Origin of the sequence: Paenibacillus sp. GM1FR (assembly GCF_002803315.1) — a bacterium.
Taxonomy (GTDB): domain Bacteria; phylum Bacillota; class Bacilli; order Paenibacillales; family Paenibacillaceae; genus Paenibacillus; species Paenibacillus amylolyticus.
In genome coordinates this window covers 33500-57913 of sequence record NZ_MKZL01000021.1, presented here as the reverse complement: position 1 = coordinate 57913, position 24414 = coordinate 33500, and the positions used below count along the sequence as shown (strand labels likewise).

General features: G+C 48.3%; 25 protein-coding genes and 1 riboswitch. Of the genes, 17 read left to right on the top strand and 8 right to left on the bottom strand.

The window, feature by feature from the left end; genetic code table 11:
- Positions 1-76 precede the first annotated feature (76 nt).
- From PAEAM_RS15630 to nfsA, 16 genes are all read left to right on the top strand, one after another.
- On the top strand, positions 77-1108 hold the full coding sequence (locus tag PAEAM_RS15630) for a BMP family lipoprotein (RefSeq protein WP_036616691.1): 1032 nt from the start codon (positions 77-79) through the stop codon (positions 1106-1108).
- A gap of 200 nt (positions 1109-1308) precedes the next feature.
- A complete protein-coding gene (locus PAEAM_RS15625; protein WP_100528175.1) occupies positions 1309-2808 on the top strand; it encodes an ABC transporter ATP-binding protein in 1500 nt (499 codons plus the stop codon).
- On the top strand, positions 2805-3872 hold the full coding sequence (locus PAEAM_RS15620; RefSeq protein WP_100528174.1) for an ABC transporter permease: 1068 nt from the start codon (positions 2805-2807) through the stop codon (positions 3870-3872). The genes PAEAM_RS15625 and PAEAM_RS15620 overlap by 4 nt, the downstream gene beginning before the upstream one ends.
- Positions 3856-4779, top strand: coding sequence for an ABC transporter permease (locus PAEAM_RS15615; protein ID WP_017691011.1), 924 nt, complete (start codon positions 3856-3858; stop codon positions 4777-4779). The genes PAEAM_RS15620 and PAEAM_RS15615 overlap by 17 nt, the downstream gene beginning before the upstream one ends.
- 46 nt (positions 4780-4825) lie before the next feature.
- On the top strand, positions 4826-5497 hold the full coding sequence (locus PAEAM_RS15610) for a sulfite oxidase-like oxidoreductase (RefSeq protein WP_074093221.1): 672 nt from the start codon (positions 4826-4828) through the stop codon (positions 5495-5497).
- A gap of 1 nt (position 5498) precedes the next feature.
- Positions 5499-6257: a nucleoside phosphorylase gene (locus PAEAM_RS15605; protein ID WP_100528173.1), complete on the top strand. Its 759-nt coding sequence runs from the start codon at positions 5499-5501 to the stop codon at positions 6255-6257.
- Between the two features lie 207 nt (positions 6258-6464).
- Positions 6465-7076 carry a hypothetical protein gene (locus PAEAM_RS15600; RefSeq protein ID WP_100528172.1) on the top strand — a complete coding sequence of 204 codons (612 nt, stop codon included), beginning with the start codon at positions 6465-6467 and terminating at the stop codon, positions 7074-7076.
- 131 nt (positions 7077-7207) lie between these two features.
- Positions 7208-7393 carry a hypothetical protein gene (locus PAEAM_RS15595; protein ID WP_036616704.1) on the top strand — a complete coding sequence of 62 codons (186 nt, stop codon included), beginning with the start codon at positions 7208-7210 and terminating at the stop codon, positions 7391-7393.
- A 123-nt stretch (positions 7394-7516) separates the two neighbouring features.
- Positions 7517-8005: a GNAT family N-acetyltransferase gene (locus PAEAM_RS15590; RefSeq protein WP_100528171.1), complete on the top strand. Its 489-nt coding sequence runs from the start codon at positions 7517-7519 to the stop codon at positions 8003-8005.
- 56 nt (positions 8006-8061) lie between these two features.
- The gene (locus PAEAM_RS15585; RefSeq protein ID WP_164783444.1) at positions 8062-9213 is read left to right on the top strand and encodes a phosphotransferase; all 1152 of its coding nucleotides are present in this window, start codon (positions 8062-8064) and stop codon (positions 9211-9213) included.
- Positions 9214-9313: 100 nt separating this feature from the next.
- A complete protein-coding gene (locus tag PAEAM_RS32495; protein WP_017691005.1) occupies positions 9314-9712 on the top strand; it encodes a metal-sensitive transcriptional regulator in 399 nt (132 codons plus the stop codon).
- A gap of 59 nt (positions 9713-9771) precedes the next feature.
- On the top strand, positions 9772-9972 hold the full coding sequence (locus PAEAM_RS15575) for a copper ion binding protein (protein ID WP_017691004.1): 201 nt from the start codon (positions 9772-9774) through the stop codon (positions 9970-9972).
- A 189-nt stretch (positions 9973-10161) separates the two neighbouring features.
- On the top strand, positions 10162-12675 hold the full coding sequence (locus PAEAM_RS15570; RefSeq protein WP_481856112.1) for a heavy metal translocating P-type ATPase: 2514 nt from the start codon (positions 10162-10164) through the stop codon (positions 12673-12675).
- A gap of 352 nt (positions 12676-13027) precedes the next feature.
- Positions 13028-14188 carry a YhgE/Pip domain-containing protein gene (locus PAEAM_RS15565; protein ID WP_100528169.1) on the top strand — a complete coding sequence of 387 codons (1161 nt, stop codon included), beginning with the start codon at positions 13028-13030 and terminating at the stop codon, positions 14186-14188.
- A 147-nt stretch (positions 14189-14335) separates the two neighbouring features.
- Complete coding sequence (locus PAEAM_RS15560) at positions 14336-14935, top strand: TetR family transcriptional regulator (RefSeq protein WP_091038144.1); 600 nt, start codon at positions 14336-14338, stop codon at positions 14933-14935.
- Entirely contained in the window at positions 14928-15671 is a 744-nt protein-coding gene (gene nfsA / locus PAEAM_RS15555; RefSeq protein ID WP_100528168.1) for an oxygen-insensitive NADPH nitroreductase, read from the top strand. The genes PAEAM_RS15560 and nfsA overlap by 8 nt, the downstream gene beginning before the upstream one ends.
- A 101-nt stretch (positions 15672-15772) precedes the next feature.
- Here nfsA and PAEAM_RS15550 read toward each other — a convergent pair whose 3' ends face one another.
- From PAEAM_RS15550 to PAEAM_RS15520, 7 genes are all read right to left on the bottom strand, one after another.
- Positions 15773-16603: a TatD family hydrolase gene (locus PAEAM_RS15550; protein WP_100528167.1), complete on the bottom strand. Its 831-nt coding sequence runs from the start codon at positions 16601-16603 to the stop codon at positions 15773-15775.
- 81 nt (positions 16604-16684) lie between these two features.
- Positions 16685-17593, bottom strand: a complete 909-nt coding sequence (locus tag PAEAM_RS15545; protein ID WP_100528166.1) for an ABC transporter ATP-binding protein — start codon at positions 17591-17593, stop codon at positions 16685-16687.
- A 37-nt stretch (positions 17594-17630) separates the two neighbouring features.
- The gene (locus PAEAM_RS15540; protein WP_036616724.1) at positions 17631-18389 is read right to left on the bottom strand and encodes an ABC transporter permease; all 759 of its coding nucleotides are present in this window, start codon (positions 18387-18389) and stop codon (positions 17631-17633) included.
- Complete coding sequence (locus PAEAM_RS15535; protein ID WP_017690996.1) at positions 18389-18679, bottom strand: thiamine-binding protein; 291 nt, start codon at positions 18677-18679, stop codon at positions 18389-18391. The genes PAEAM_RS15540 and PAEAM_RS15535 overlap by 1 nt, the downstream gene beginning before the upstream one ends.
- A 262-nt stretch (positions 18680-18941) precedes the next feature.
- Positions 18942-19982, bottom strand: a complete 1041-nt coding sequence (locus PAEAM_RS15530) for an ABC transporter substrate-binding protein (RefSeq protein WP_100528165.1) — start codon at positions 19980-19982, stop codon at positions 18942-18944.
- Positions 19983-20289: 307 nt separating this feature from the next.
- Positions 20290-20402, bottom strand: a riboswitch (TPP riboswitch).
- A 144-nt stretch (positions 20403-20546) separates the two neighbouring features.
- Positions 20547-21302 carry an NAD-dependent epimerase/dehydratase family protein gene (locus PAEAM_RS15525; protein WP_100528164.1) on the bottom strand — a complete coding sequence of 252 codons (756 nt, stop codon included), beginning with the start codon at positions 21300-21302 and terminating at the stop codon, positions 20547-20549.
- A gap of 17 nt (positions 21303-21319) precedes the next feature.
- Positions 21320-21706, bottom strand: a complete 387-nt coding sequence (locus tag PAEAM_RS15520) for a VOC family protein (protein WP_076329743.1) — start codon at positions 21704-21706, stop codon at positions 21320-21322.
- Between the two features lie 174 nt (positions 21707-21880).
- Here PAEAM_RS15520 and PAEAM_RS15515 point away from each other — a divergent pair, with 174 nt between their 5' ends.
- Positions 21881-22390, top strand: coding sequence for a DUF2798 domain-containing protein (locus tag PAEAM_RS15515; RefSeq protein ID WP_347707875.1), 510 nt, complete (start codon positions 21881-21883; stop codon positions 22388-22390).
- Between the two features lie 421 nt (positions 22391-22811).
- Here the strand turns inward: PAEAM_RS15515 and PAEAM_RS15510 are convergent, their stop codons facing one another.
- A complete protein-coding gene (locus PAEAM_RS15510; RefSeq protein WP_100528162.1) occupies positions 22812-24047 on the bottom strand; it encodes an MFS transporter in 1236 nt (411 codons plus the stop codon).
- Between the last annotated feature and the right edge of the window lie 367 nt (positions 24048-24414).

The window sequence follows — 24414 nt, the reverse complement described above, 5'->3', positions numbered from 1 at the left end:
TCAAAGATTTATTGACAAGGATCGACAGTATCCGCTAGGATAAGAAAAAAGAATGTTGAAAAGGGGTATTTTCAAAATGAAAAGAGGTTTATCGTTCGTCTTATCGATCATCATGTTGGCTATTTTGTTGGCAGCTTGTGGGAATTCGGCTTCCAAAGACGAACAATCCGCCCAAGGCAGTGATTCGGAGAAATCTCTTCGGATGGCCCTCGTACTTCCCGAAAAAATAGGGGTTAACCCTTTCTTTGTACAGATGGATGAAGGTTTCAAAAAAGCAGGCGAAGAATTCAAAGTAGATACCAAGACGATTGAATCGACAGACCCGGCAGCATTTGAACAAAATCTGCGTGCTGCGGTTGCCGAGAATTATGATCTGATTATTACAGCAACTTTCCAGGCAGAAGATGCATTGAAGAAAGTTGCAGCAGAGAATCCGGACAAGTCCTTTGCGATTGTAGATACAACCGTTGATCTTCCAAACGTTCGTAGCGTTGGTTTCCGTGAATATGAAGGGGCGTATCTGCTCGGCGCAGCTGCTGGATTGTCCACCAAAACAGACAAAGTCGGCATGATCGCAGCAATGGATGTACCATTGATCAAGAAATATACGGAAGGTTTCAAAGCTGGATTGGAATCCGTGAACCCGGGTGCAGAATTCCTCGTGAACTATGTAGGTGGATTTAATGACCCGGCCAAAGCAAAAGAATTGGCGCTGGTACAATTCGGCAAAGGCGCTGACTTCATCGCTGGCGCATCCGCTGTAGGGGATCTCGGCGTGTTCGAAGCAGCCAAGGAAAAAGGCTTCTACACTTCCGGTCAGGATACGGACCGTACTGTTGAAGACCCGGAACATATCGTATTGTCTCAATTGAAATCAACGGATACCGTTGCTTATGAGACTGTGAAAGATTTTGTAGAAGGCAACTTCAAAGCAGGCGCAGTTAACTACGGTTTGAAAGAAGACGGTGTAGGCCTGACGTACGTTACACGTGACAGCGAATCTCCATTGAATGCTTTTGTCGGACAAGAAGTGATCGACAAGGTTAAAGCAATCAAGGATGATATCGTATCCGGCAAAATCGTAGTCAAAGATCCATTGCAACAATAGTTTTGAATGTTCTTTTCAATGAATGAGTGATGGAAATGATCAGCCGGCTGCCCGATCAGGCAGCCGGTTTTGCTGCTATTAAATGACCAGTATATGTTCAACTTATCGTTTACACGATAACGGCGATCGGAAGGTTATTCTGTCATCGTAGTGGCGAGTGTAACCTTTTTAAATTGAACTGAGGGGAGCGAACGCGAGATATGCTGTTGGAGATGGAGCAGATTACGAAGAAATACGGCGGCTTCACCGCTAACCGGGACATCCGTTTTAATTTGCGTGAGGGAGAGATTCATGCCCTTGTTGGTGAGAACGGGGCCGGTAAAACAACCCTGATGCGTATGCTGTACGGTATGGAACAGCCCACGTCAGGCACAATCAAAGTCCGTGGACGTGAGGTGAGCTTTGCCACGCCGTCCCAGGCGATGGCAAGTGGCATCGGCATGGTGCACCAGCATTTCATGCTGTTCCCTTCTTTTACGGTGGCGGAGAACATCGTGATTGGACGCGAACCGGCTAAGGCAGGCGCATTTGACCGCAAAAAGGCAGCAGCCCAGGTAAATGAGCTTGGCAGACAATATGGCATGCCGGTTGACCCATGGAAAAAAGTGTCCGAGTGCCCACTTGGCATGCAGCAGCGTGTTGAAATTCTCAAGGTGCTGCATCAGGGCGCAGACATCATTATATTGGATGAACCTTCGGCGGTACTGACACCGCTTGAAGTGAAGGAACTGCTGGCGAACATGAAATCTCTCGCCAAGCTGGGCAAAACCTTTGTACTGATCACGCACAAGCTGCAAGAAGTCATGGATGTAGCAGACCGGATCACGGTGCTTCGGGATGGTCAGGTGACAGGTACGTTGGAAGCCAAAGATACACATGTGGAGGAATTGTCCCGTTTGATGGTTGGTCGTGAACTTGTGCGTATGGACAAGCAGCCATCGGTACCAGCGGAAGCGGTGCTTCAGGTGGAAGGGGTTAATCTGTCCGGAGCGAAGGATCGTTCGGCGCTCAAGGACATCCATATGGAAGTTCGTAAAGGTGAGGTCGTTGGCATAGCAGGCATCTCAGGTAACGGCCAGTCGGAACTGATTCAGGTCATTGCTGGACTGCGTAAGGCGGATAGTGGTCGCGTTGTGCTTTCCGGGCAGGATACAACGAACTGGCCTGTACGGCGCATTCGGGAACATGGACTTGCTCATATCCCGGAAGATCGTTACATGTGGGGAGCGGCCAAGGATGCGAGTGTTCGTGAGAATGGACTAATGGGACACCATCATCGCTTGCAGTCACGTGGCATCATCAAAGCCAAAGCAGCAAAAACGATGGTAGAGAGCTGGATCCAACAGTTCAGCATCAAGACAGGTTCTGCGGAGACCAAGGCACAGTTTCTGTCTGGAGGAAACTTGCAGAAGCTGATTGCTGCCCGTGAATTTGCACAGGATACACCATTTCTGATTGCAGCCGAACCAACACGGGGTGTGGATATCGGTGCTATGGAGACGATTCATGCCGAATTGCTGCGCAAACGCAGTGAGGGCGCTGGCATTCTGCTCATTTCATCGGAGTTGTCGGAGATATTGCAATTATCTGATCGGATTATTGTCATGTATGAAGGCGAAATTGCCGGAGAACTGAGAGCAGAGGAAGCAACTGAGGAACAGATCAGCTTGTTAATGGCAGGAGGGAAAGAGCGGATATGAATCGGGTAAAAGAAACACTTCGCGGACTCGTGCAGCCGCTGCTTGCCGTATTCATCGGTCTGATTGCAGGGGCTGTGGCGATTCTGATCGTTGGCGGTAATGTGGTGGATACGTATGCGGAGATGTGGAAAGGGGCCTTCGGCAACTTCTACTTCTTCACGAATACGTTGGCTCGTTCCACACCAATCATCTTGGCGGGGCTTGGCGTAGCATTGGCATTCCGTGCTGGATTCTTCAATATGGGAGCCGAAGGCCAGATGATTCTTGGCGGGCTTAGTGCCGCGCTCACGGCGCTCTATCTGCCAGGACCAGGCTGGTTTGTGTGTATTGCTGCGATTGTGGCAGGTATTCTTGCCGGGGGAATCTGGTCCCTGTTTGCAGGCTGGCTGGATGCACGTTTCGGTATGAACTTGTTGATCACAACTCTACTACTTAACTATATTGCCATTTATTTCGGGGGTTACATGGTCTCCTATCCATTTAAGGACCGCACAGGATCTGCAGCGATGGCACAGACTCCGATGATTGACCAGAGTATCTGGTTGCCGAAGTTGTTCCAGGGCATGGGACTGCATGCTGGCTTCATTATTGCCATTGTAGCGGCCATTCTGATCTACTGGTTCACGCATAAAACGGTGACCGGTTACGAGATCCGCATGCTCGGCAGCAACCCGTCCTTTGCAACCTACGGTGGTGTTCGCCGCATTCGCATGATGATGCTGTCCATGGTCATCAGTGGCGGACTTGCTGGACTCGCGGGTGCGGGGGAAGTGCTCGGTACACAGTACCGTTTCCTTGATGGCTCGCTGTCATCCGCAAGTTATGCATGGAGCGGTATTATGGCCACGTTGCTTGCCCGCTCGCATCCACTCGGTACAGCTGTAGCAGCTATTTTGCTGGCTGCGCTACAGACGGGTGCCATGGGGATGGAACGGAACACGGATGTACCGCTGGAAGTTGGCAGTGTCATCCAAGCTGTATTGACGTTATTTGTATCAGCTCAGATCGGTTATTCATTCCTGAAGCGGAGAAAGGAGAAAAAGTCCAATGCAACAACTGTTTGATGCAGCCATGTTTGGCTCAACCTTGCGGATTATGACTCCAATCCTGCTTGCAGCGCTCGGTGGGGCTTTATGTTCTCGTGTAGGTCTGTTTAACGTGGGTCTTGAAGGACTGGTTCTGATCGGTGCGTTCTCCGCTATTGTCGGTAATTATCTGTTTGGTAATGTGCTGCTGGCGGTACTCTTTTCCATTATAATTGTGATGTTATTCTCGGCGCTCTTTGCCTTTATAAGCATTAATCTGAAAGCTAACGCCATCGTGGTCGGGATCTCGCTTAACTTCCTGGCTGCGGGGGTGACGACCTTTGCACTGCGTGCGATTTTTGATGTAAAAGGTGCATACTACGATAAAGACATGGTGGGACTTCCCAAGTGGGATATTCCGCTGATTAAGGACATCCCGTGGGTGGGTGATGTAATATCGGGACATAGTCCGCTGGTTTACCTCGGTATTGTGCTCGTGATTGCACTACAATTTTATCTGTTCAAAAGTGTATCCGGCTTCCGCCTGCGCTCCGTAGGTGAGAACCCGATTGCAGCACAGAGCATCGGGATCAAGGTACGTGGCATCCAGTATGGTGCCGTTCTGATGTGCGGTGTGTTGTGCGCTCTGGCTGGAGCACAGTTGTCGCTCGGTCAGGTAACGATGTTTACCGAAGGCATGACTGCTGGTCGTGGTTTTATCGCGCTGGTGGCAACGATGTTAGGGCAAGCGAATCCGCTTGGCGTCATGGGCTCCAGTGTGCTGTTTGGCTTCATGGAAGCATTGAGTATTCGTCTGCAAGGTTTCTCCCTGCCAACGCATTTCACATTGATGCTGCCGTATATTGTGACGCTGGTCGCAATGTTCTTTTTCAAAGACCGTACCTATGCACAGGATGCACTGAAAGCGGGCGGAAGCTCGCGTTAATTCTGAATGTCTATGTTAGAGACAGTAAAAGAAGGAGGAATTCCACTTGCATAACAAGGCTGAACGTTTGAAAAAAAGTAAAACCCCGGCACCCAAAACAGGTAACAATCACGGAGATCGACTGCCGCCAGGACAGATGCTGACGGAGAAATTCCCGATTCTGCATGAAGGGGAAGTGCCGGAATATGACCTGTCCACCTGGGACTTGAAGGTATTCGGTGAAGTAGAAGAGGAGAAGGTGTTCTCCTTAGCTGAGTTGCAGGCGATGCCACAGGTGAACACGGTGAGTGATATTCACTGTGTTACCCGTTGGTCGAAATTCGATACGCCGTGGGAAGGTATACGCTTCTCCGATTTTGTAAAACTTCTGGGGGTTAAGCCAGAGGCAAAATACGTCATGATCCATGCAGATCATGATTATGAGACAAATGTACCGCTCGAAGAGTTGATGCATGATGATGTATTGCTTGCATTCAAATATAACGGTGAGCCACTAACACCCAAGCATGGTTTTCCACTGCGTATGGTTGTGCCACAACTTTACTTCTGGAAGAGTGCCAAGTGGATACGTGGTCTGGAGTTTATGACAGAAGACCGGAACGGATTCTGGGAAGTGAATGGCTTCCACCATTTTGCCGATCCGTTCAAGGAACAACGCTTCTCGGGTGAAGATCTGCCGATTCCGGAAGACGAGTGGACGAAGAAGGAGTTTGATTAATATGTTGATGCCTATTTTGCAGATTCATTCGGAAGACATGCCGGCATATGCCATCGTCTGTGGTGATCCGGCACGTGCGGAGAAGATTTCCCGTAAACTGGAGCAGGCGAGAGAACTGGCGTTCAGTCGGGAGTATCGTACATTTGTTGGATTGTATGAAGGGGTACAGATCGCTGTGGTCAGCCATGGTGTAGGTTCACCTGGAGCAGCTGTCTGCTTCGAGGAATTGATTCGCGCGGGTGTAACAACTCTGATTCGTGTAGGTACAGCGGGATCGTATACAGCCGATTATCCTGCAGGCAGTGTGATTGTGAGTACAGCCGCTGTTCGTACGGATGGGTTGACTCGCCAACTGGTACCGGATGGTTTTCCAGCGGTAGCGGACATTGGGGTGACACAAGCGTTGATCGAGGCTGCTCGTGGGCAAGAAAGCACGGATGCTGCAACCTTTGCAGGCAAAGTGGGCGTTGGTATTACCGTAACACTGGATGCGTTCTTTGCAGGCGTGGAAGAGATCCCACATCGCAAATACAAGCAGGCTGGAGCACTTGCAGCCGAGATGGAAATTGCTGCGCTCTACATCGTCAGCACCTTGCGTGGCGCTCGCGCCGGAGCCATTGTCGCGATCGATGGATTCGCGGACAGTGATCTGGCAGCCGAGTATGATCCGCATACGGATGCAGTTGGACAAGCGGTGGAGCGCGAGATTAATGCAGCGCTACGCGCACTAGCCGCGCTTGCTCGCCAAGATCAGGTATAGGTTGGTTAAGGCAAGTATGCATTTTTGCTCATTGTTACAAGCAAAACAGTAGATGATGTCCATTTGAGGTGGACAATATAAAAAGGGCGTCCCGTAAGGTCATGAATATGACCCAAGGGGCGTCCTTTCCTTTTTAAGAGGGGGATGCAGGTACAGTAGCGAATTGTATTTGCATGGCATGTCATTAAATTAGGAGAGTGATTAAATATGGGCTGGAGTGAATTGCGTGAAATTCCTAATGAATACAGCGATGAGGTACAGCGGATTGATGAACAACTTCTGAAACTGGTTGCAGCCAGAAAGGACATAACCGGAGCAGTCCAATACCAACCTCCTCAAAATATCATCGATGAATGGGTGAGCTTACTGGATATGAAGGAGGAAGATATCCGATATGTTCTCCGTAGCGTGCAACCGATGCCGCAAAGACATTACTTTCCAAGTGAACCTCTTCAATTGACGAGTGTGGTGCCGATTATGAAAAAAATGATCAAAGATTCGTGTGAGTATATGATCACGCATTCGATGCAATATGAAGGTGAAAGCCTCGTTTATGTGGAGATTCAATATAAGGGGAATGAAGCTGAGCGTATACAAATGGTTCCACATTTGGCTCTGGAAATATTCAGCGAACAGAGACATATCACCATGAGACATGGCAGTCGTGGAGGAGGTGGGGAGACGCAAATTAGTTTCCGAGTGATTCCTGCTCTTCCTTCTTCTCTGGAAAACGTTCGATTCTCCTTGATTCCCTCAATACCAGAGATGGAATACAAAGTAGAGGAAATCATTTTGGATAAACAGGTTGATTTCGATTAACGAAAGGGTTTAGAGATAGATTTAGCTTAACTTGGGGAAGGCCTGATCCTCGAAGAGAATGATAATGCAGAAAGTGGGCACGTTATATAAAGGAACATCAACATTAATACGAAAAAAGGGAGGACTCTATGATGACACAGAACAATCAACCTCAGGACGAGGCGGAAATTCGCAACAAGCTGGATGAAGACGGGGATTCCTTGATGGAGAAAAAGAAGATTTTGAGCGGAGTAGACATTGAGCCGCAGGCGGACGAATGGGCAGCGAAGCCATCACCTGTTGCTTTTAATGAAGGAAATACTTCTTCGAAAAAATAAACAACATGAGCATCATATGGGCTAGATGGAATGAAGATAAATTTAGCGAAGCAGGTACCCTTATGGTATCTGCTTTTTGGTTGTATAATAATGTAAAATTCAGTAGACGAAAGAGTGATTGGGATGAGTACAGGTACGATTAACATCCGAAAGGCAGAAATGAGGGACTACTCTGGCGTGTCATTGTTGATGGATGAGCTGCACCAGATGCATGTCGAGGCGCGGCCGGATCTATACAGAGCGTTGGAGACTAGAATGGAGAAAAAGGAGTTCATCGAACTGCTGGAAACGGACAAGCGTTACCTATATGTTGCCGAGTCTTCCGAAACGGGCTTGATTCTGGGTTACGGGAGCGCGCAGTTAAGTGTAATTCAGGATAACCCATTGATGGTGGATCGCAAGATGTTGTACATCCATGAACTTGTAGTGGATAACAAACATCGGGGCCAAGGAACAGGTAAACAGTTACTACAAGCATTCATCGAGTTAGGGAGAGAGCTTCAGGCAGACAGCGTGGAATTATCCGTGTCAACGTTTAACTCTGGGGCACAGGCTTTCTATGAACAGATGGGTCTGGTCGTCCGCAGCAGCAGGATGGAGTATACCTTGTAAGGCACAACCAGTGGTGTGAAAGGAGCATTGGTATGGAGGGGAGGGGCGCGAAGGATATGGGAAGTATTAATGAAAAAGAACAAATTAGCGAGAATAGTATTCTGCAATCTTCTGAGGATGTGGAATATCTTGTTCACAGTGTGCAGAAACTGTTGGAAGAGCCAGACGCAGTAATACAATCTTGGGAAGTTGAACCCATAAATCCGGGACGTCTTAATTTTACCACATCAGGTATTTACCTAATCCGGGGAACGGCTACCGTAGTTGGAGCATTACTGTCATGGTCACTTATATTGAAATGTATTAAACCGGACTCAGCAGAGAAGGAAGATGTTACATACCATAATTATTGGAAAAGAGAAGCTGAGATATTCTCATCAGGAATACTTGATCATTTGCCGGGACGTATCATAGCTCCGCGTTGTTTCGCTGTACAGCACAGATCGGACCACACCATTGGGTTGTGGATGGAAGATGTGTCTCGTCATTCAAAGTGTGATCATGTCTGGCCTCTGGATGATTGGGGATGGATTGCGGAACGCCTTGGTGAGTTTCACGGAGCCTATCTGACGGGAGCCCCATTACCTCAACAAGAATGGATCTGTCCGAGTTGGCTCAAATCATGGGTTAGGGGTTGTCGTCAGTATGCTCCTGCAATCCAAAAGCAAGCCCATTCAATCTGGCAGTGGTTCAACCAATATAGCGAGCAGATGGACAAGGTTTTAAATACACTGGACCAATTACCACGAGTATTGTCACATCAGGATTTGGGGCAAGGCAATATATTTATGCCAACAGAACGTCTGGAAGATAGCGTACTTACTCTTATTGATTGGCAATTCATGAGTATTTCTGGTGTTGGTGAAGAATTAGGAAAGCTATTTGGGGTTAACGCAAGTTTGGGTCATATTGCAGCAGAGGACATATTGACAGCTAAAGAAGAAATGTTCGATCGCTACATGCATGGACTTCGGACAGCGGGGTGGATGGGCGATGAAAGACTTGCAAGGTATGGCTACTGCGCCGCCTTTGCAGCTCGAAGTATGTGGGAAGTCCCTGAGTGGTTGAAATGGGTGGAACAGTCCCAGACTGCTTCAGATATTAATGATGAGTTTAATCGGAAAATGAGTGTCCGTAGTCAGATCATTACTCTTCAGATAGAGATGTCATTCGAGGCAGATGAACTATCTCATGCTCTATTTAATTAGGGAGCAATCATCCATTTTTATCAAAATATCAGAATACTCTTGAATACCCCCATGGGGTATGTTACTCTTAGAAAAGAACGAAAGAAAAGGGGTGTTCATGATGGATCATCAGAGCCATCCCGAGGAACCTTTGCAATCCTCCAAGTCAGATTCAACGGAAGCTTTGGCTACAGTCCAAGAAGCAGTATCTTGTCATGCCGAGGGCAGTGATGGGAAGCATGTGCGCAAGAGTCACCATTCGCAGGAGATGAAGAGTAACCTGGTTTCTCGTTTGAACCGTGTGGAAGGTCAGATTCGCGGGATCAAGGGATTGATCGAGAAGGATACGTACTGTGATGATGTGCTGACACAGATTGCGGCGGCTCAGTCTGCACTTAATTCAGTAGGCAAACTTTTGCTTGAAGGCCATATGAAGAGCTGTATCGTTGAGCGTATTCAGGCTGGTGAACATGAGGTTGTGGATGAACTGCTGGTTACGATGCGGAAGTTAATGAAGTAAGTTATATCAATTCACCTATTTAATTTATCATTTTAATATACCCCAAGGAGGAATTTAGAATGTCTAATGTTACATTGAACGTTACGGGAATGTCTTGCAATCACTGCGTGAAATCGGTTGAAGAAGCTGTGAAGAATACCGGTGCGAGTGGTAAGGTTGATCTGGCAGCGGGAACAGTAGCGGTGGAATATGATGAGCAGACGGTGAACGTGGATCAGATCAAAGCTGCGATTGAAGATCAGGGGTACGATGTAGTCTAAAGGGATCACAGGCTTAAACCGAACATGCTCATGGGCGAAAAAGAGGTCAGAGTACCTTTTCCCATGAGTCAGGTTTAAGCCTAATTTTCTGTCTGATATATACCCCTTAGGGGTATAATGGGTGCAACATACAAAAATTGAATCGACATGAAAGGAGCTGACATGATGGATAACTCAACGAATAAACCAATGGATAGATCATCCGAACCCACACCGATGCCACCTATGGCAGACGCACCAGGACTAAAGACAACACTGCACATCACGGGGATGACCTGTGCTGCATGTTCAACACGAGTGGAGAAGGGATTGTCCCGCATGGAAGGGGTGCAGCAGGCCAATGTGAATCTGGCCATCGAACAGGCAACCGTATCTTATGATCCAAAGACAACCAACGTGAATGCGTTGCGAGATAAGGTGGAAGCATTGGGCTACGGTACGGTGTCAGAATCGGTTGATCTGAACATTACGGGTATGACGCGTGCTGCCTGTTCTGCCCGGATTGAAAAAGGACTTTCCCGCCTACCGGGGGTATCTCAGGCGAATGTGAATCTGGCGCTGGAAACAGGGCATATCGAATATGCCGCTGGTGCATTGAAACCTTCAGATATTACCGCCAAGATTAAGCAGATGGGCTACGGTGCTGAACTGCAATTGACGCAAGAAGAGACCACATCGGTTCGTGAACGTGAGCTGCAACGCAAAAAGTGGAAATGGATGATATCTGCTTTGTTATCGATTCCGTTGCTGTGGGCAATGGTCGGGCATTTCTCGTTCACATCCGGAATCTATGTCCCCGAACTATTCATGAACCCTTGGTTCCAGCTACTGCTGGCAACGCCGGTACAGTTCGTGATTGGATGGCAATTCTATGTGGGGGCGTACAAAGCCTTACGTAACCGCAGTGCCAATATGGACGTTCTCGTCGCATTGGGTACCAGTGCAGCGTTTTTCTACAGTCTCTATCTGACGTTATCGAGTGGGTACTTACCTTCTACAACCATGGATCATGGGGCAATGGGAACGAGCACAGCCGCCATGCCTTCGGTAGAACTCTATTATGAGACAAGTGCAATTCTGATTACGTTAATTTTACTTGGAAAATGGTTCGAAGCTGTGGCGAAAGGTCGCTCTTCACAGGCGATCAAAAGCCTGATTGAACTGGCTCCACGTGAAGCCCGTGTCATCCGGGATGGACAGGAAGTGATGGTTCCTGCCGCATATGTTGCGGTGGGCGACTTGGTTCTGGTGAAGCCGGGTGATAGCATCCCGGTGGATGGTATCGTTGAAGAAGGGCAATCCTCAGTAGATGAATCCATGCTTAGTGGAGAGAGCCTTCCCGTGGATAAAAAGCCAGGAGATCCCGTTACAGGTGCTACGCTGAACAAAAACGGGGTATTACGACTGCGTGCGACCCGAGTGGGCTCGGACACGGCTTTGTCTCAAATCATCAAAGTAGTCGAGCAAGCTCAGGGTTCCAAAGCACCGATCCAGCGGATTGCAGATGTCATTTCAGGCATTTTTGTTCCGATTGTTGTCGGCATAGCCGCGCTGACATTCCTGATCTGGTATCTGTTTGCAAGTCCGGGCGACTTCGCTGGTTCCCTTGAAAAAGCGATTGCTGTGCTCGTTATTGCCTGTCCATGTGCACTGGGGCTGGCAACGCCGACTTCTGTCATGGCTGGATCAGGACGTGCCGCTGAATATGGCATTCTGTTCAAGGGCGGCGAACATCTGGAGTCGGCACAACAGATTCAGACCGTGGTGCTCGACAAAACAGGTACAGTAACCCAAGGTAAACCGGTGCTTACGGATGTTGTCACTGCTCCGAATTGGACGGAATCTGATCTGCTTGAGCGAGTGGGAGCGGCCGAACAGAGTTCAGAGCATCCACTGGCAGAGGCGATTGTTGCTGGTATCCGTGCCAAGGGTCTGGAGTTAACCCCAGCAGAGAAGTTCGAGAACATACCGGGATACGGCGTGCGAGCTACAGCAAAAGGGCAGGAAATTCTGGTCGGCACGCGTCGTTTGCTTGCAGATGCACAGGTGAATGTCTCTGAGGAAAGCGTTCAGCAGATGAACAGTCTGGAGGAACAAGGGCGTACAGCGATGCTGGTAGCGGTGGATGGTCAGTGGGCAGGGATCGTGGCTGTGGCTGACACCATCAAGGATACTTCCCGTGAAGCCATTGGTCGTCTTCAGGCGATGGGGATTGATGTCATCATGATCACGGGAGACAATGAGCGAACAGCTCGCGCTGTAGCTGAACAGGCAGGGATCGGTAAAGTGCTGGCTGAGGTTCTGCCGGAAGGCAAGGCTGCGGAAGTGAAGAAACTTCAGGAGAGTGGTCTGAAAGTTGCCATGGTAGGTGATGGCATTAATGATGCTCCGGCACTTGCTACTGCTGATATTGGGATGGCCATCGGAACAGGAACGGATGTAGCGATGGAAGCGGCAGATATTACGTTGATGCGTGGTGATCTGAACAGCATTGCAGATGCGATTGAGATGAGCCGGCGCACAATGGGTAACATCAAACAAAACTTGTTCTGGGCGCTCGGTTACAACGTTATTGGTATTCCTATTGCGGCAGTTGGCTTCTTGGCTCCATGGCTGGCAGGGGCGGCAATGGCGTTCAGCTCCGTATCGGTTGTACTGAATTCCCTACGTCTGCAACGCATGAAGCTGAAGAGAAATGACTGACCGAACTTTGTTTGGAGATATATTCAACACCTCATTGTAAATGAAGTAAGGATGAATAAATGTGCGGTTCGCTGCGGCGGACCGTGTTTTTTGTTGAGAAAAATACAGTTGAGTCGCCAGAAAGTAAGCCTGAATCGGTGGTATTAGATATTCTTTTCTACGGAGAAAGGAAAGCATAATGCACTTTTGTGAAAATGGATCAATTGTATTCATGAATATAGCTTAAGTTTTCTGAATATTTCAAAAATGAGTTGACAATATGGACATATTCACATAAAATTTAAACGATCGTTTGATTCAAACAAATGTTTAAATCAAATTAGAACTATTTGAGTAATGGAGGACACCTTTTATGTTACAGGCTTTACGTACATTGTTTAAAAAACCGCCAGTGATTGTAGGGATCGTAACAGCACTTATGTTCCAAGTGATCTTTAGCGTGATCTGGATGACCGCATATTCTGGAGTAAATGACCGTGCGAAAGAATTGACGGTTGCGATTGTGAACGAGGACGGCGAAATGTCCAAAGGAATCGCAGATTCGCTCGCAGGAACACTGCCTTTCCATACCGTATCCAATCTAAGTGCGGCTGAAGCGTTGGACCAGCTGAATCATCACCAAGTACACATGGTGCTGGATATCCCGGCTGGGTTTAACGAATTGCTTCAGACGGCTGGCTCAACCGCCGAGATTAAATACACCATTAATGAAGCGAACCCGGTTACGATTAAAAGCATGATGCAAGGTGTATCACAAAGTGTGACAAACACGATTAACAAACAAGCTACAGCACAAGGAGTGCAGACGGTGTTAACCGCTTCAGGTGCGCCTGCCGATCAGGCTGCTGAAGCCGCTACAAACCTGGCTACCCGAGTGGAAGGAACGACAACGTCCATCAACCCGGTTAACGGGATGAATAATCAGATGGTGCCAATGATGATGGTACTGGCTTCCTATGTAGGTGCCATGATCATGGGGATGAACCTCCAGACAGCCATGGGTATGCTGTCATCCACCTATTCCCGGTTGACTTTGTTTGGCGCGAGAGTAGTCATTAACGTGGGTTCTGCATTGGTTGTTTCCTTGCTGGGATCATCATTGATCGTGGCACTGGGAGGACAGATTGCACAAGGATTCGTTGCATTCTGGTTGTTCCAGGCGCTCTTCCTGTGCACGTTCATGTTCTTCTCCCAGTTCTTCCTGATCTGCTTCGGACCAGCGGGAAGTCTGTTCAACATCATCTCACTGTCCTTGCAATTGGTATCCTCCGGCGCAATGGTACCGCGTGAATTGCTGAACAGCTTCTATAGCGGCATTGGGCAGTACCTGCCTGCAACATACGCCGTTCAGGGTATTCTGAGCGTGCAGTTGGGAGGCCCAGGAGTTCAGTCTGCTGCGGGCTCTATCGTGATTGTGCTATTGGTTGCCGTTGCGTTGTCACTGGTCGTGACGTTGTTGAAAAAACAACGCATGCCAGCTATGGCTCCAAGCCCTGCTCAAGCAAACAACTAATACAGCAGATGTATACCATTGCTTTATAGGAGCACCCCGATGATTTTCATCGGGGTGCTTGGTGTAATATAATAGACAGATGATTCGCTGGCTGCAGTCCTTGAGCTGGAGCGAATGAGATGAACGGACAAGAGGGAGCGGGACGGAATGACGGAACCGGAGTTGGATATCAAAACGAGGATATTGCTTGCAGCCAAGAAGCTTTTTGCACAGCAGGGGTATGACGGGACGAGTGTTCGTCAAATATGTGATGAGGCAGGTGCCAATGTGTCGCTGGTGTCTTATCATTTTGGCGGCAAAGAAAAGGTGTTCGAAGCGTTATTTGAGCATTTTTTCCCTGGGCATATGATGAACTCGCTGGCGGAAGAGTCGATGTCCTCGCCTGTGGAAGGTATCCGACGAATTATTGGTGAAGTTGTGAAGTTCACGATGACGGATCGGGAGATGAGCGATATTGTGCAGCTTGAAATTACACTGCGGACACATCGTACAGCTACCGTATTTCGTTTTCTAGACCCTGTATGGACCCGAGTGAGGGAACTGCTGCAAGAAGGAAAAGACCAGGGATTGTTCCAGGTCGAGTCCGTATCTTATGCGATGCTTCAGGTTATGGGTGTGGCTTTGGCGCACAAACGGGCCAAGAATTCACGATTTGGCTTTGATTATCAGGATATGAATACAGACGAGCTTGCTGAGCAGACAATTGAGTTCGTACTACGAGGATTGGGAGTGAACCACCATGAATGAAACCATTGATTTGATGATGAAACACCGCTCTGTACGCAAATTCAAGCCAGACCCGGTAAGTGATGAGCAGCTTGCAGCCATTGTATCTGCAGGGCAGATGGCTTCCTCTTCAAGTAGTGTGCAAGCATATACCGTAATTGCTGTGACTGACTTAGAGCAAAAAGCCAAGCTGGCTGAATTGGCAGGCAACCAGGCCTATGTCAATGAATGTCCGGTGTTTCTCGTATGGTGTGCTGATCTGTATCGGCTGAGTGATGCCGCGAAACGTCATCTTCCTGAGAAGGAATCGTATGCCGATTCAACCGAGAATTTCATGGTAGCCACGATTGATGCTGCTCTGGCTTCCCAGAATGCCGCTCTTGCAGCAGAGTCGCTTGGTTTCGGAATTGTATATATCGGCGGGCTTCGTACCCGGATTGAGGAAGTAGCCGAGTTATTGGGATTACCGGAAGGGGTATATCCGGTGTATGGCATGTGTATTGGTGTTGCAGATCAGGAAACGGGAATTCGCCCGCGTCTGCCACTTAATGCAGTTCTGCATCGTAATCGTTATAATGCCGAGCAGAGCATCAAAGGTGTTGAGCAGTATGATGAGACAACGACGGCGTACATGAAAGCACGGACTAACGGTGAACGAACAACTCCATGGTCCGAACTGATGGCGAAGCGCTTGACTGAGCCGACAAGGTTGCAAGTGAGACCGTTCCTGGAAGGCAAAGGATTCTTGAAGCGTTAAGTTATATATGTAGTTTAGAAGTCAGTCGGGGCGAAGCCGACTGGCTTCTTTGTGCTGTGCTGGCAGGGCATGCGAGTGTACTTGCAGTTACCTGATTGTACTCAAGTTAAGCCATAGAAACGCTTTGTGTTCTGATAAAAGAGACGGGCGGCCCGCTCGGTTCCCATGCCGGTGATCTCACTCCATGCCTGAATGACTTGTCTGGTCATGGCCGGGTGTGTCATTCGTCCCTGAAATGGCCCTTCGAAGGGCCAAGGTCCGTCGGTCTCGGCCATCACTTGTTCTGATGGATATTGCCGGGCGAGTTCACGAATCTCTTCTTCATACCGAATATCCGGCGTGAAAGAGATGAAATAACCGTTGTCCGCCATTCGCCTTACGGTTTGGCGAGAACCTTTGAACCAATGGAAATGAGCACGTCGGAACTGATATTGCTCCAGCAAATCACAGACGATATCCGCATCTTCGTATACCGCATGAAGGACAAGTGGTTTGTTGTGCTTTTTGGCGAGCTGGATGAAACGTTCAAGCAACTCGATATACCCGCTCTGATTGAAGGGCTGCCCTGCTTGCTCCGCTTCCTGACGGTTGTAATAGGGGAGGCCAACTTCTCCTATGGCTGTAGCTTGTCCAATATGCTTCTCGATCCATTGGAAGAACAGGTCCATTTCTGCAACGGACGGCAGCTCCTGTTCCGGATGGAAACCGAAGGCCGGATAGATGTTACGTGGATGTTGTTTGGCAAGCTCCAGATTGACCCGGGCAGAAGCGAGATTCATGGACACGGCAATGACTGCCTCGACTTGCTGAGACGGGAAAGATAACAGCATCTCGCGTTGTTTGTCAGAGTTATACTGATCGAAGTGAATATGAGCATCAATTAATGGTGCAAAAGCTTGAGAATGCACGAGGGAATTCCTCCTTGTGTTCATTTATATTCTAACTATGTTACGCAGAATTTCTTGTGGTGGATCACCCATTAAAGGGAAAAAATAACTTAAAAACCCGCGCTATTATGATAGGCGGGCTTTCTGCTGTTCTTCTCGCATCCACTGTGCAATCTGCCGTTTACGCTCAAGGAATGCGGATTCCTCCGTAATTTCTTCTCGTCTTGGGCGATCAAAAGGAACATGTACCTCGTGCAACACCGTTGCAGGTCGGTTGGATAATACATAGACCCGATCTGCAAGTAGCAATGCTTCTTCGATATTGTGGGTGATGAACAGCACCGAGCGGCGGTTCTGTTCCCAGATATCGAGCAGCCAGCGCTGCATGTCGCTACGTGTCAGTGCATCCAGCGCGCTGAAAGGTTCGTCCAGCAGCATGAGTTCCTGCGGACTGAGCAGGGCACGCAGAAATGCAACACGCTGCTGCATTCCGCCCGACAGCATATGAGGATAGGCCTGCTCGAACCCGGCAAGACCCACGCTACTTAACCACTTACGAGCTTCCTCAAGTGCTTCGGCCCGAGGGGGTGCACTTGAGGCTACTTCACCAGCAAGCAGTACATTATCTTCAATGGTGCGCCACGGGAAAAGAGCAGGCTGTTGGGGCATATAACTGATCTTGCCACGCTGTCCCGTTACATTCTGACCGTTCATAAGCACTTGGCCTTCCTGTGGCTTCAGCAGACCGCCGATGATATGGAACAGGGTGCTCTTGCCACAGCCAGAAGGTCCAACGATAGCAACAAACTCGCCTTGCTCCACAGTCAGGGACAGGCCGTTCAGAACCGGTAGCTTGCTACGCCGTTCACGGAATGATGCATGAACATTAACAACGTCCAGTGCAGGTGGAACCGGAGCAGGAGTCGTGTTGGCAGGTCGATCAGGCGTAGCCGAGTTAAACTTTTCACCGTGCGTTGGCTCCATTACACTTGCTCCTCGTCCAGGCTGGACTTGTTCATCCTGTTGCAGATTCATATGGTCATCACTTCCTAATATACAGATTACTTCTTTACTACCGCTTCTGTGGCCGCCAGCGCACGAGCAGCTTCTCCAGCAGGGCAATGAACAGGAAGAGCAGCAAGCTGAGCGCGACAATAATCATGATCGCTACGAATAGGCGATCCGTACGATAAGCCGACTTTTGCAACATCATATAATAACCAATACCCTTGTCTGCACCAATCCATTCGGCGATGATGGCGCCCATCACGCTATAGGTAGCGGCGATTTTGACACCGGAGAACACGGATGGCAGCGCATGGGGGAGCTCCAGCTTCCAGAAGATCTGATGACGCTTTGCACCAGCCATGCGCATATAGTTCATCATCGCCGCGTCAGTACGGGTCAAGCCGTCCATGGCCGCCACTGCAACGGGGAAGAAGCAGACGAGGATGATGGTAATCAGCTTGGGCAACAGCCCGAATCCGAACCAGATTAACAGGAGCGGCGCGAGCGCGATGGTTGGGATATTTTGACTAAGAATAAGTAAAGGATACAGGGCTGACTTGAGAAAAGGGACCAAATGTAGCACCATCGCAATCAGTAATCCAACCGCTGTTCCAGCGGCGAATCCAATCAGCGTTAACTGAATGGTTGCGGAAGCGTGCATGCCAAGCCGTTCGGCCTGGGTTGCCGCTTCGCGGGCGATGTCGGACGGTGCAGGCAGCATCCATTTCTCAATATGGAAGAGGGAGACGGCTCCCTGCCATATCGCTATAAAGAGAATAACCGCCACAATGGGCGGCCATACACTTTTGAAATAGGCAGGCATTAGCGATACTTCTCCGTCAGGGTATCCATGCTGAAGCCGGTAGGGCTATGGGCGATTTTGATCTGGGAGATGATGCTTGGGCTGCCAGCCTCCACGAGTACCTCGTGCATTTTACGGACAACTTCCAGCAGTTCCTCTAGTTCCCCCTCCATCGTGGTGTCGAGCGCGTTCACCTGATATTTCAGGCCGGATTGCTGAATAACTTCAATGGCGCGATCAACGTAAGGATAAGAGTTCTCGCCATTTGGCGTTTTCGGGATAACCTGAATGCTAAGTAGTGTGCTTGCCATGAGAGATCACGGCTCCTTTCGTGATATATAAAATGAACTAATGACTGTTACACTTGCCACTTCGATGACAGAATAACCTTCCAATCGCTGTTATCCCCAGATTTTTTTGATTCCCTTTCTCTAAAGGGAAAATCCGGTGATAGCGTATGCTTCCGATGCAGCTTTCTTTCAGAAAGCTTTTAGGCGACCGCTTCGCTTTTTCACGTTATTTCTGTCCTCTCCGTCCTCGTGTAAAATTTAAGTTCGTTTTATATGAGAAATTTTATTGGGGTAAAAACTCGTTTGTATATGCCTTGCTCACATCGATCTGTTCATCCAGCAGTTTTTTGCTAAACATCCAGTCAGTGTAGTTTTGCCATACTTTCTGCTTTTGCTCACCCCAGCGCGGGGCGTCATCTGTGTACTTGGGACTAAGCCATTTCTGGCTTGCCAGCACCAATTCCTTATCCAGATCCGGTACGGCCTTGATCAGAATGTTCGCTGCGTCTTCGGGATGATCAATCGCATATTGATACCCCTCGGAAGTGGCTTTCAGGAATGCTTTCACCAACTCAGGGTCGTTTTGGATCGTCTGCTCGTTTGTTACGAGGACAGGTGTGTAATAATCCAGTGCATCTGAATAATCCTTCACATATAACATGTCGATCGGTTCCCCGCGCAGTTCGGCTTCAATACCTGTCCAGGCGTAGAAAATCCACGCGAAATCAATGTCCCGTTTCACTGCGGTGAAAAAGTCAGCATCACCCATGTTAATGTTTTTCACTTTGGATACATCGGCGCCGTCGCCTTCCATAATGGATTGCATCACGGCTTCTTCGACTGGGGAACCCCAACCGCCATAGGTTTTGCCTTCAAAATCTTTCGGTGACTTGATATTCCGATCCGCCGGAGCGGCGAACCCGGATGTATTATGCTGAATAACTGCTGCAATGGAGACGAGTGGAACACCCTGTGTGCGGGCTTGAGTTACACTCTCCTGATAACTTACGCCAAAAGGCACTTCATTCGATGCAACCATCGTATCTGCGCCACCGGCACCTGGTTGTACAATCTCCACGTTCAAGCCTTCGGCCTTGTAAAAACCTTGATCTACAGCTGCATAAAGGCCTGTATGATTCGTATTTGGTGTCCAGTCGAGCACCACTTTAATATCTTTCAGGGCGGCAGTGTCACCTTCGTTGCTGCTTTCCGTATTTGTGCCGCCGTTCTGCCCAGCTGGGGCAGCTTCTTTGCCACCACATGCGGCTACAGTTACCATAAGCACGCATAAGAGCAACAATCCCATCGTTTTACGCCATTTCATCTGTGGTTCTCTCCTTCGGTATGTCCGGCCGATTGGCACGGGGTACTCCTTGGCTTCATATCCAATCATCTTGCATAAATCGACAGATTTATACCAGTTGAGATCCGGATGACGTTATTTTTGAACAAGTAAAACGTCCATCGATGTCATTCAAGGAAGCCAGACCGCGTTTAGCGGCAGTTTTTCTTGCAATATCAGGAAGGTGATGCTTCCAGTCTTATACTTTCTGATAGTAACAAAAAAAGCGCCCCGTATTCCGGGACGCGTGCAGGCGTTAGAGAGGTGGCGTTCAGCCATAGGGCTGTGCCATTTCGATATACTCCGATTCCTACGCTGGCATGATCCAGATCAGGTCTAAGGGTTAGTATCTTGGTGGGATACACTCTCAGCCGGCCAATTCCGACTCCCCTGGGAAACTATGAAGTTACGGGCATTACTAGGTGTAATTATAGGCCAGCGGGTGGAACGTGTCCAGTCATGAACTGGATAGGGACACGTATAAGTTATCAAACAGGCCGTTATACATATGTATAACAGCCTGCTTGGATGTGTTATTTTCAATAATTATCGTGGCGAATCATATAAGGCAATCTGACTGAGTGCAAAAGCATCGGATTTTGGGTCATAACCTACCTGTTTCTGAGTGGTTTCCAGATTCAATCGTTTAAACCGATTATTCGAGATCCCATGCAGTATGGTGAAGGGTTCCAGATCGGTAGTTGTAATTGCTTTGAACATCAAATCACACAAGTCAGCCGGACTAATATACGCGCTCATATCCCTTGCCTCCAGCACGGGTCCGTCCGGTTGAAAATCATCATATGCACCTATACGTATTGCTACACTTTGTAAACCTTCGGTATACGCAAAATAGGAAGCGAGCGATTCTCCAAAACATTTGCTAACCCCGTACAAATTCCGTGGGCGTGTGGGCATGTCCGGATAGACTTGAGCATCTATGGGATACCCCTCAATCGTCTGTGCACTGCTTGCAAGAATGACTCTTCGTACACCTTGGTCTTTAGCTGCACGGAATACATTAAATGTACCTTTGATATTGATGTCCAACAACGATTCATAAAATCCGGCATTCGGGGAAGGATCTCCCGCCAGATGTACAACCACATCCATGCCTTCGCAAGCACGCTGACAGGCTTCGGGGTCTGTCACATCCAGTGTCATGATCTCATGGCTTGTCCCTTGATACGTATGCAGTCTGTCGATATTCAAATCCGTAAGTCGCAGGTGAAATGTCTCTGACAAGTGTTGGGACAAGTCACGTCCAATTTTTCCGGCTGCGCCGGTAATTAAAATGTTCATGAAATCAGCTCCAATTCTTAGCGCTGGAAGAACTCAATCCATTCCTTTTCAGGTCCATAGATGAAGAAATAGCGGTAACCGTTAGGCAATGTAATAATCTCTCCATCGATAAATTCGGCTTCGGTGGCTTGGATGCGTTTGTACTCAGAATCGAGGTCATCCACGTGGATGGCAAAATGGTGCACCGTACCTTCGGAAGGCAGCTTGTCGCTGTATCCTTGAATTAACTCAATCTCAGTCTCATTACTTCCATTGAAGCCAAGGAAGGCGAGCTGAATGATACCGTTGGTATGGGTCACCCGGTCTTTCAATTCAAGACCAACGATCTCCGTGTAGAAACGCAGCGTGGTCTCCAGATCACGAACGGCAATGCCGACGTGGTCAATGCGCTTTTGAAAACTCACAATCAAAAACCTCCTTATGTAGTGAATGTTTCTACCATTTTAAGGGATATCATAGAGCTGTACTACATGGTTGTCAAATCCAATTTTAAATTGGAAAAATCATAATTGTTCACAGAATGTTCACTTATGCGGAGGGTTTGGTCATCTCTATAATTACGAAGGTAAACAGAGAGGATGAGAGAATTGCCAACCAGCAAGAAGGAACAAATTATTTTCGGATTAATGATGTGTACAGGAATGGTCTTGGTCATGATGTTCTTCAATCTATGGCACAGTGGGTTACTCGGCAAGATGTCCCCGCTTGAGATACTGCTTCAATTCATATTATGTTTTGTCATCGCGTTTCTGGTGGAGTCTTTCATTGTTGGCCCTGTGGCGAGAAAGATTGCATTCTCCTTGCCCTTTGACAAGTCCAACAAGATTTTGGGTGTGCTCGTCATGTCATTTTTCATGGTGATTGGCATGGTTCTGATCATGTCCATGTATGGAATGATTTCAGCGTATCTTGCAGACCAATTAAGTGGGGGTTCCATATTCCGTACCTATCTTCAGACGATCGCTCGCAACTTCAGCCTGGCGCTTCCATATCAGTTAATCATTCTGGGACCACTCGTGCGATATGTAGTCGGTAAATTCATCAAGGATAACGGGCCCGTAATGCCTGTCGTTAACAAAAGTGTGTGATTCGGCTGGCCCTAAGTATTTCCTGGGCAATCTTGTGCAAATGAATAGATATTATTCTCACCTTTAATGAAAGGTGATGAGAGAGGCAAAGATAGGGCACTGCCGCCATATTACAGCGCTAACGAATCGAGGACACCTTATTAGGCCAGTTTCTAAGGGAATGAAAACCTAACGAATCTCAGCGGTGTTATTATGCAAAAAACCTCCAACGAGACATTTAATTGAAGCTAATTATCTATAATAACGTCTCTAGGATTCGTTAGATTTCAAACATGCGGAAATGGAGGGGGATAGCGTGTGCTAGGTTCGTTAGAACAGAGTAACGCTACAAAAAAATGTCCACCGTCAGGTCATGGCGGTGGACATTTCAATTTCTTTAATAGGTATTTCTAATCCTCAGGACTGGATCAACACAGAACTGTTAAGTCGCAGAATTGGCTATATGTTTGTTCTGCCATTGATACGTGATTACGCTAATGACAAGCAGGCCAACTGCAAAGATCGCAAGCATCCATGCAGACTGATTAACCGCCAGATGATCAAGACTCCATCCCGTAGTCAAAGGCAGAATGGCACCGCCAACCCCACCTGAGGCAATCAAAATGCTGGGTGTGGATTCTTCTGTTCCGGGCAGCAGTTTACTGGCGAAGACAAGGGCAATGGAAAATATCCCTGACATCGCAAGTCCAAGCAGCAAGATGATGAGAAATGCAGACCAGATTTGGTTTGTAAATGGAAATACCATTAACAAAAGAACAGACGCAAGACAACTGTACAGGACATAGACGCGGTATTGGAATTTCTCTGCGATATATCCGGCGAAGAGTCGTCCCACGGACATGGCAATCCAGAAACAGGTGACGCTAAGCGCTGCTCCGGCTTCCTTCATGTTCATTTTCTCAATCAGAATTGCTGGCATGAAGTTCGCAAGACTCATCTCTGTGCCAACATATAGGAAGAAGAACAGGACGAATAATACCAGAAGAGTCCTGTTACGGCCACGATAGGTTGGACTGGATGTACTTGCAGATGCGGGATGCATCTCACCCGATGTCCCAGCAGAGTGCGTATTTACGGAAGCATGATTTGAACTCTGTCGCTCCAGAAACTTATCGAGTTCACCGAATGATCCTTTCGCCCAGAAAACAAAGGTCAGCGCTGCGCAGATCGCAACAACGAGAAAGGAGAGACGCCAGTATCCGGCAGCAATCAGACCGCTGGCAATGAGCGGCATGACCATCGCCCCAATCCCGAATAACACTTCCAGTCGACTCATAGCAACGGCTGTATTGTCTTTGATTGCAGCGATGATAATGGTGCCAATAACAGCTTCAACCATTCCGAATCCAAAGCCGGCAGCGGGTGCAATGACGAACATCCAGCCCCATGGTGGCAGTAGCATGTAGGATAATTCTGCAATACAGAGCAACGCTGTGGCGATTAACAGGCCTCCCCGTTTACCAAAGCGTCTGTTCAGCCATGGAGATAACAATACACCACCTAGGAATCCGGCAAATTGAGCAAAGATCAGCGTTCCGCCTTGGCTATAATCTTTGCCGTAATGTTCAAGTGCAACCGGTAGAATGGAACCGAGCACAACGTGGGCAAGTCCAATCAGGAAATAGGACAGACATCCGATCCAAAGTAATTTTTTCATAAAGAACTCCTTCTATTTATATACATAAATTGAGGATCACAATAAAGCGCAATCTTGAAGACAAAGTCTATCATAACAGGACATGTTAAGTTGTGCCATGAATTCCTGATCGATACAGAAGGTTGCAATCTGGTCCGGCGTTCGTATATACTGAGACCAACAATTACAGATCGGACCATGCCGTTGAAGAGCATCCAACTCGGAGGCGTTTTCGCCAGGGGAGCGATATTTCCCCAAGTTAACCGGAACCGCCCGTTATCGCGGACCAAGAGGCTGGAAGCAGGATATCCTGATTCAGCAAGTTGGGTGGCACCGCGAGCAGAGCGCTCCTCGTCCCAAGGGATGAGGGCGCTCTTTGTATTTTTAC

Bases quoted from the DNA above. Each gene is read 5' to 3' on its own strand.
- PAEAM_RS15630 (WP_036616691.1), top strand. From the start codon at position 77: ATGAAAAGAGGTTTATCGTTCGTCTTATCGATCATCATGTTGGCTATT.
- PAEAM_RS15625 (WP_100528175.1), top strand. From the start codon at position 1,309: ATGCTGTTGGAGATGGAGCAGATTACGAAGAAATACGGCGGCTTCACC.
- PAEAM_RS15620 (WP_100528174.1), top strand. From the start codon at position 2,805: ATGAATCGGGTAAAAGAAACACTTCGCGGACTCGTGCAGCCGCTGCTT.
- PAEAM_RS15615 (WP_017691011.1), top strand. From the start codon at position 3,856: ATGCAACAACTGTTTGATGCAGCCATGTTTGGCTCAACCTTGCGGATT.
- PAEAM_RS15605 (WP_100528173.1), top strand. From the start codon at position 5,499: ATGTTGATGCCTATTTTGCAGATTCATTCGGAAGACATGCCGGCATAT.
- PAEAM_RS15600 (WP_100528172.1), top strand. From the start codon at position 6,465: ATGGGCTGGAGTGAATTGCGTGAAATTCCTAATGAATACAGCGATGAG.
- PAEAM_RS15595 (WP_036616704.1), top strand. From the start codon at position 7,208: ATGACACAGAACAATCAACCTCAGGACGAGGCGGAAATTCGCAACAAG.
- PAEAM_RS15590 (WP_100528171.1), top strand. From the start codon at position 7,517: ATGAGTACAGGTACGATTAACATCCGAAAGGCAGAAATGAGGGACTAC.
- PAEAM_RS15585 (WP_164783444.1), top strand. From the start codon at position 8,062: ATGGGAAGTATTAATGAAAAAGAACAAATTAGCGAGAATAGTATTCTG.
- PAEAM_RS32495 (WP_017691005.1), top strand. From the start codon at position 9,314: ATGGATCATCAGAGCCATCCCGAGGAACCTTTGCAATCCTCCAAGTCA.
- PAEAM_RS15575 (WP_017691004.1), top strand. From the start codon at position 9,772: ATGTCTAATGTTACATTGAACGTTACGGGAATGTCTTGCAATCACTGC.
- PAEAM_RS15570 (WP_481856112.1), top strand. From the start codon at position 10,162: ATGGATAGATCATCCGAACCCACACCGATGCCACCTATGGCAGACGCA.
- PAEAM_RS15565 (WP_100528169.1), top strand. From the start codon at position 13,028: ATGTTACAGGCTTTACGTACATTGTTTAAAAAACCGCCAGTGATTGTA.
- PAEAM_RS15560 (WP_091038144.1), top strand. From the start codon at position 14,336: ATGACGGAACCGGAGTTGGATATCAAAACGAGGATATTGCTTGCAGCC.
- nfsA (WP_100528168.1), top strand. From the start codon at position 14,928: ATGAATGAAACCATTGATTTGATGATGAAACACCGCTCTGTACGCAAA.
- PAEAM_RS15550 (WP_100528167.1), bottom strand. From the start codon at position 16,603: ATGAACACAAGGAGGAATTCCCTCGTGCATTCTCAAGCTTTTGCACCA.
- PAEAM_RS15545 (WP_100528166.1), bottom strand. From the start codon at position 17,593: ATGAATCTGCAACAGGATGAACAAGTCCAGCCTGGACGAGGAGCAAGT.
- PAEAM_RS15540 (WP_036616724.1), bottom strand. From the start codon at position 18,389: ATGCCTGCCTATTTCAAAAGTGTATGGCCGCCCATTGTGGCGGTTATT.
- PAEAM_RS15535 (WP_017690996.1), bottom strand. From the start codon at position 18,679: ATGGCAAGCACACTACTTAGCATTCAGGTTATCCCGAAAACGCCAAAT.
- PAEAM_RS15530 (WP_100528165.1), bottom strand. From the start codon at position 19,982: ATGAAATGGCGTAAAACGATGGGATTGTTGCTCTTATGCGTGCTTATG.
- PAEAM_RS15525 (WP_100528164.1), bottom strand. From the start codon at position 21,302: ATGAACATTTTAATTACCGGCGCAGCCGGAAAAATTGGACGTGACTTG.
- PAEAM_RS15515 (WP_347707875.1), top strand. From the start codon at position 21,881: ATGAGAGAATTGCCAACCAGCAAGAAGGAACAAATTATTTTCGGATTA.
- PAEAM_RS15510 (WP_100528162.1), bottom strand. From the start codon at position 24,047: ATGAAAAAATTACTTTGGATCGGATGTCTGTCCTATTTCCTGATTGGA.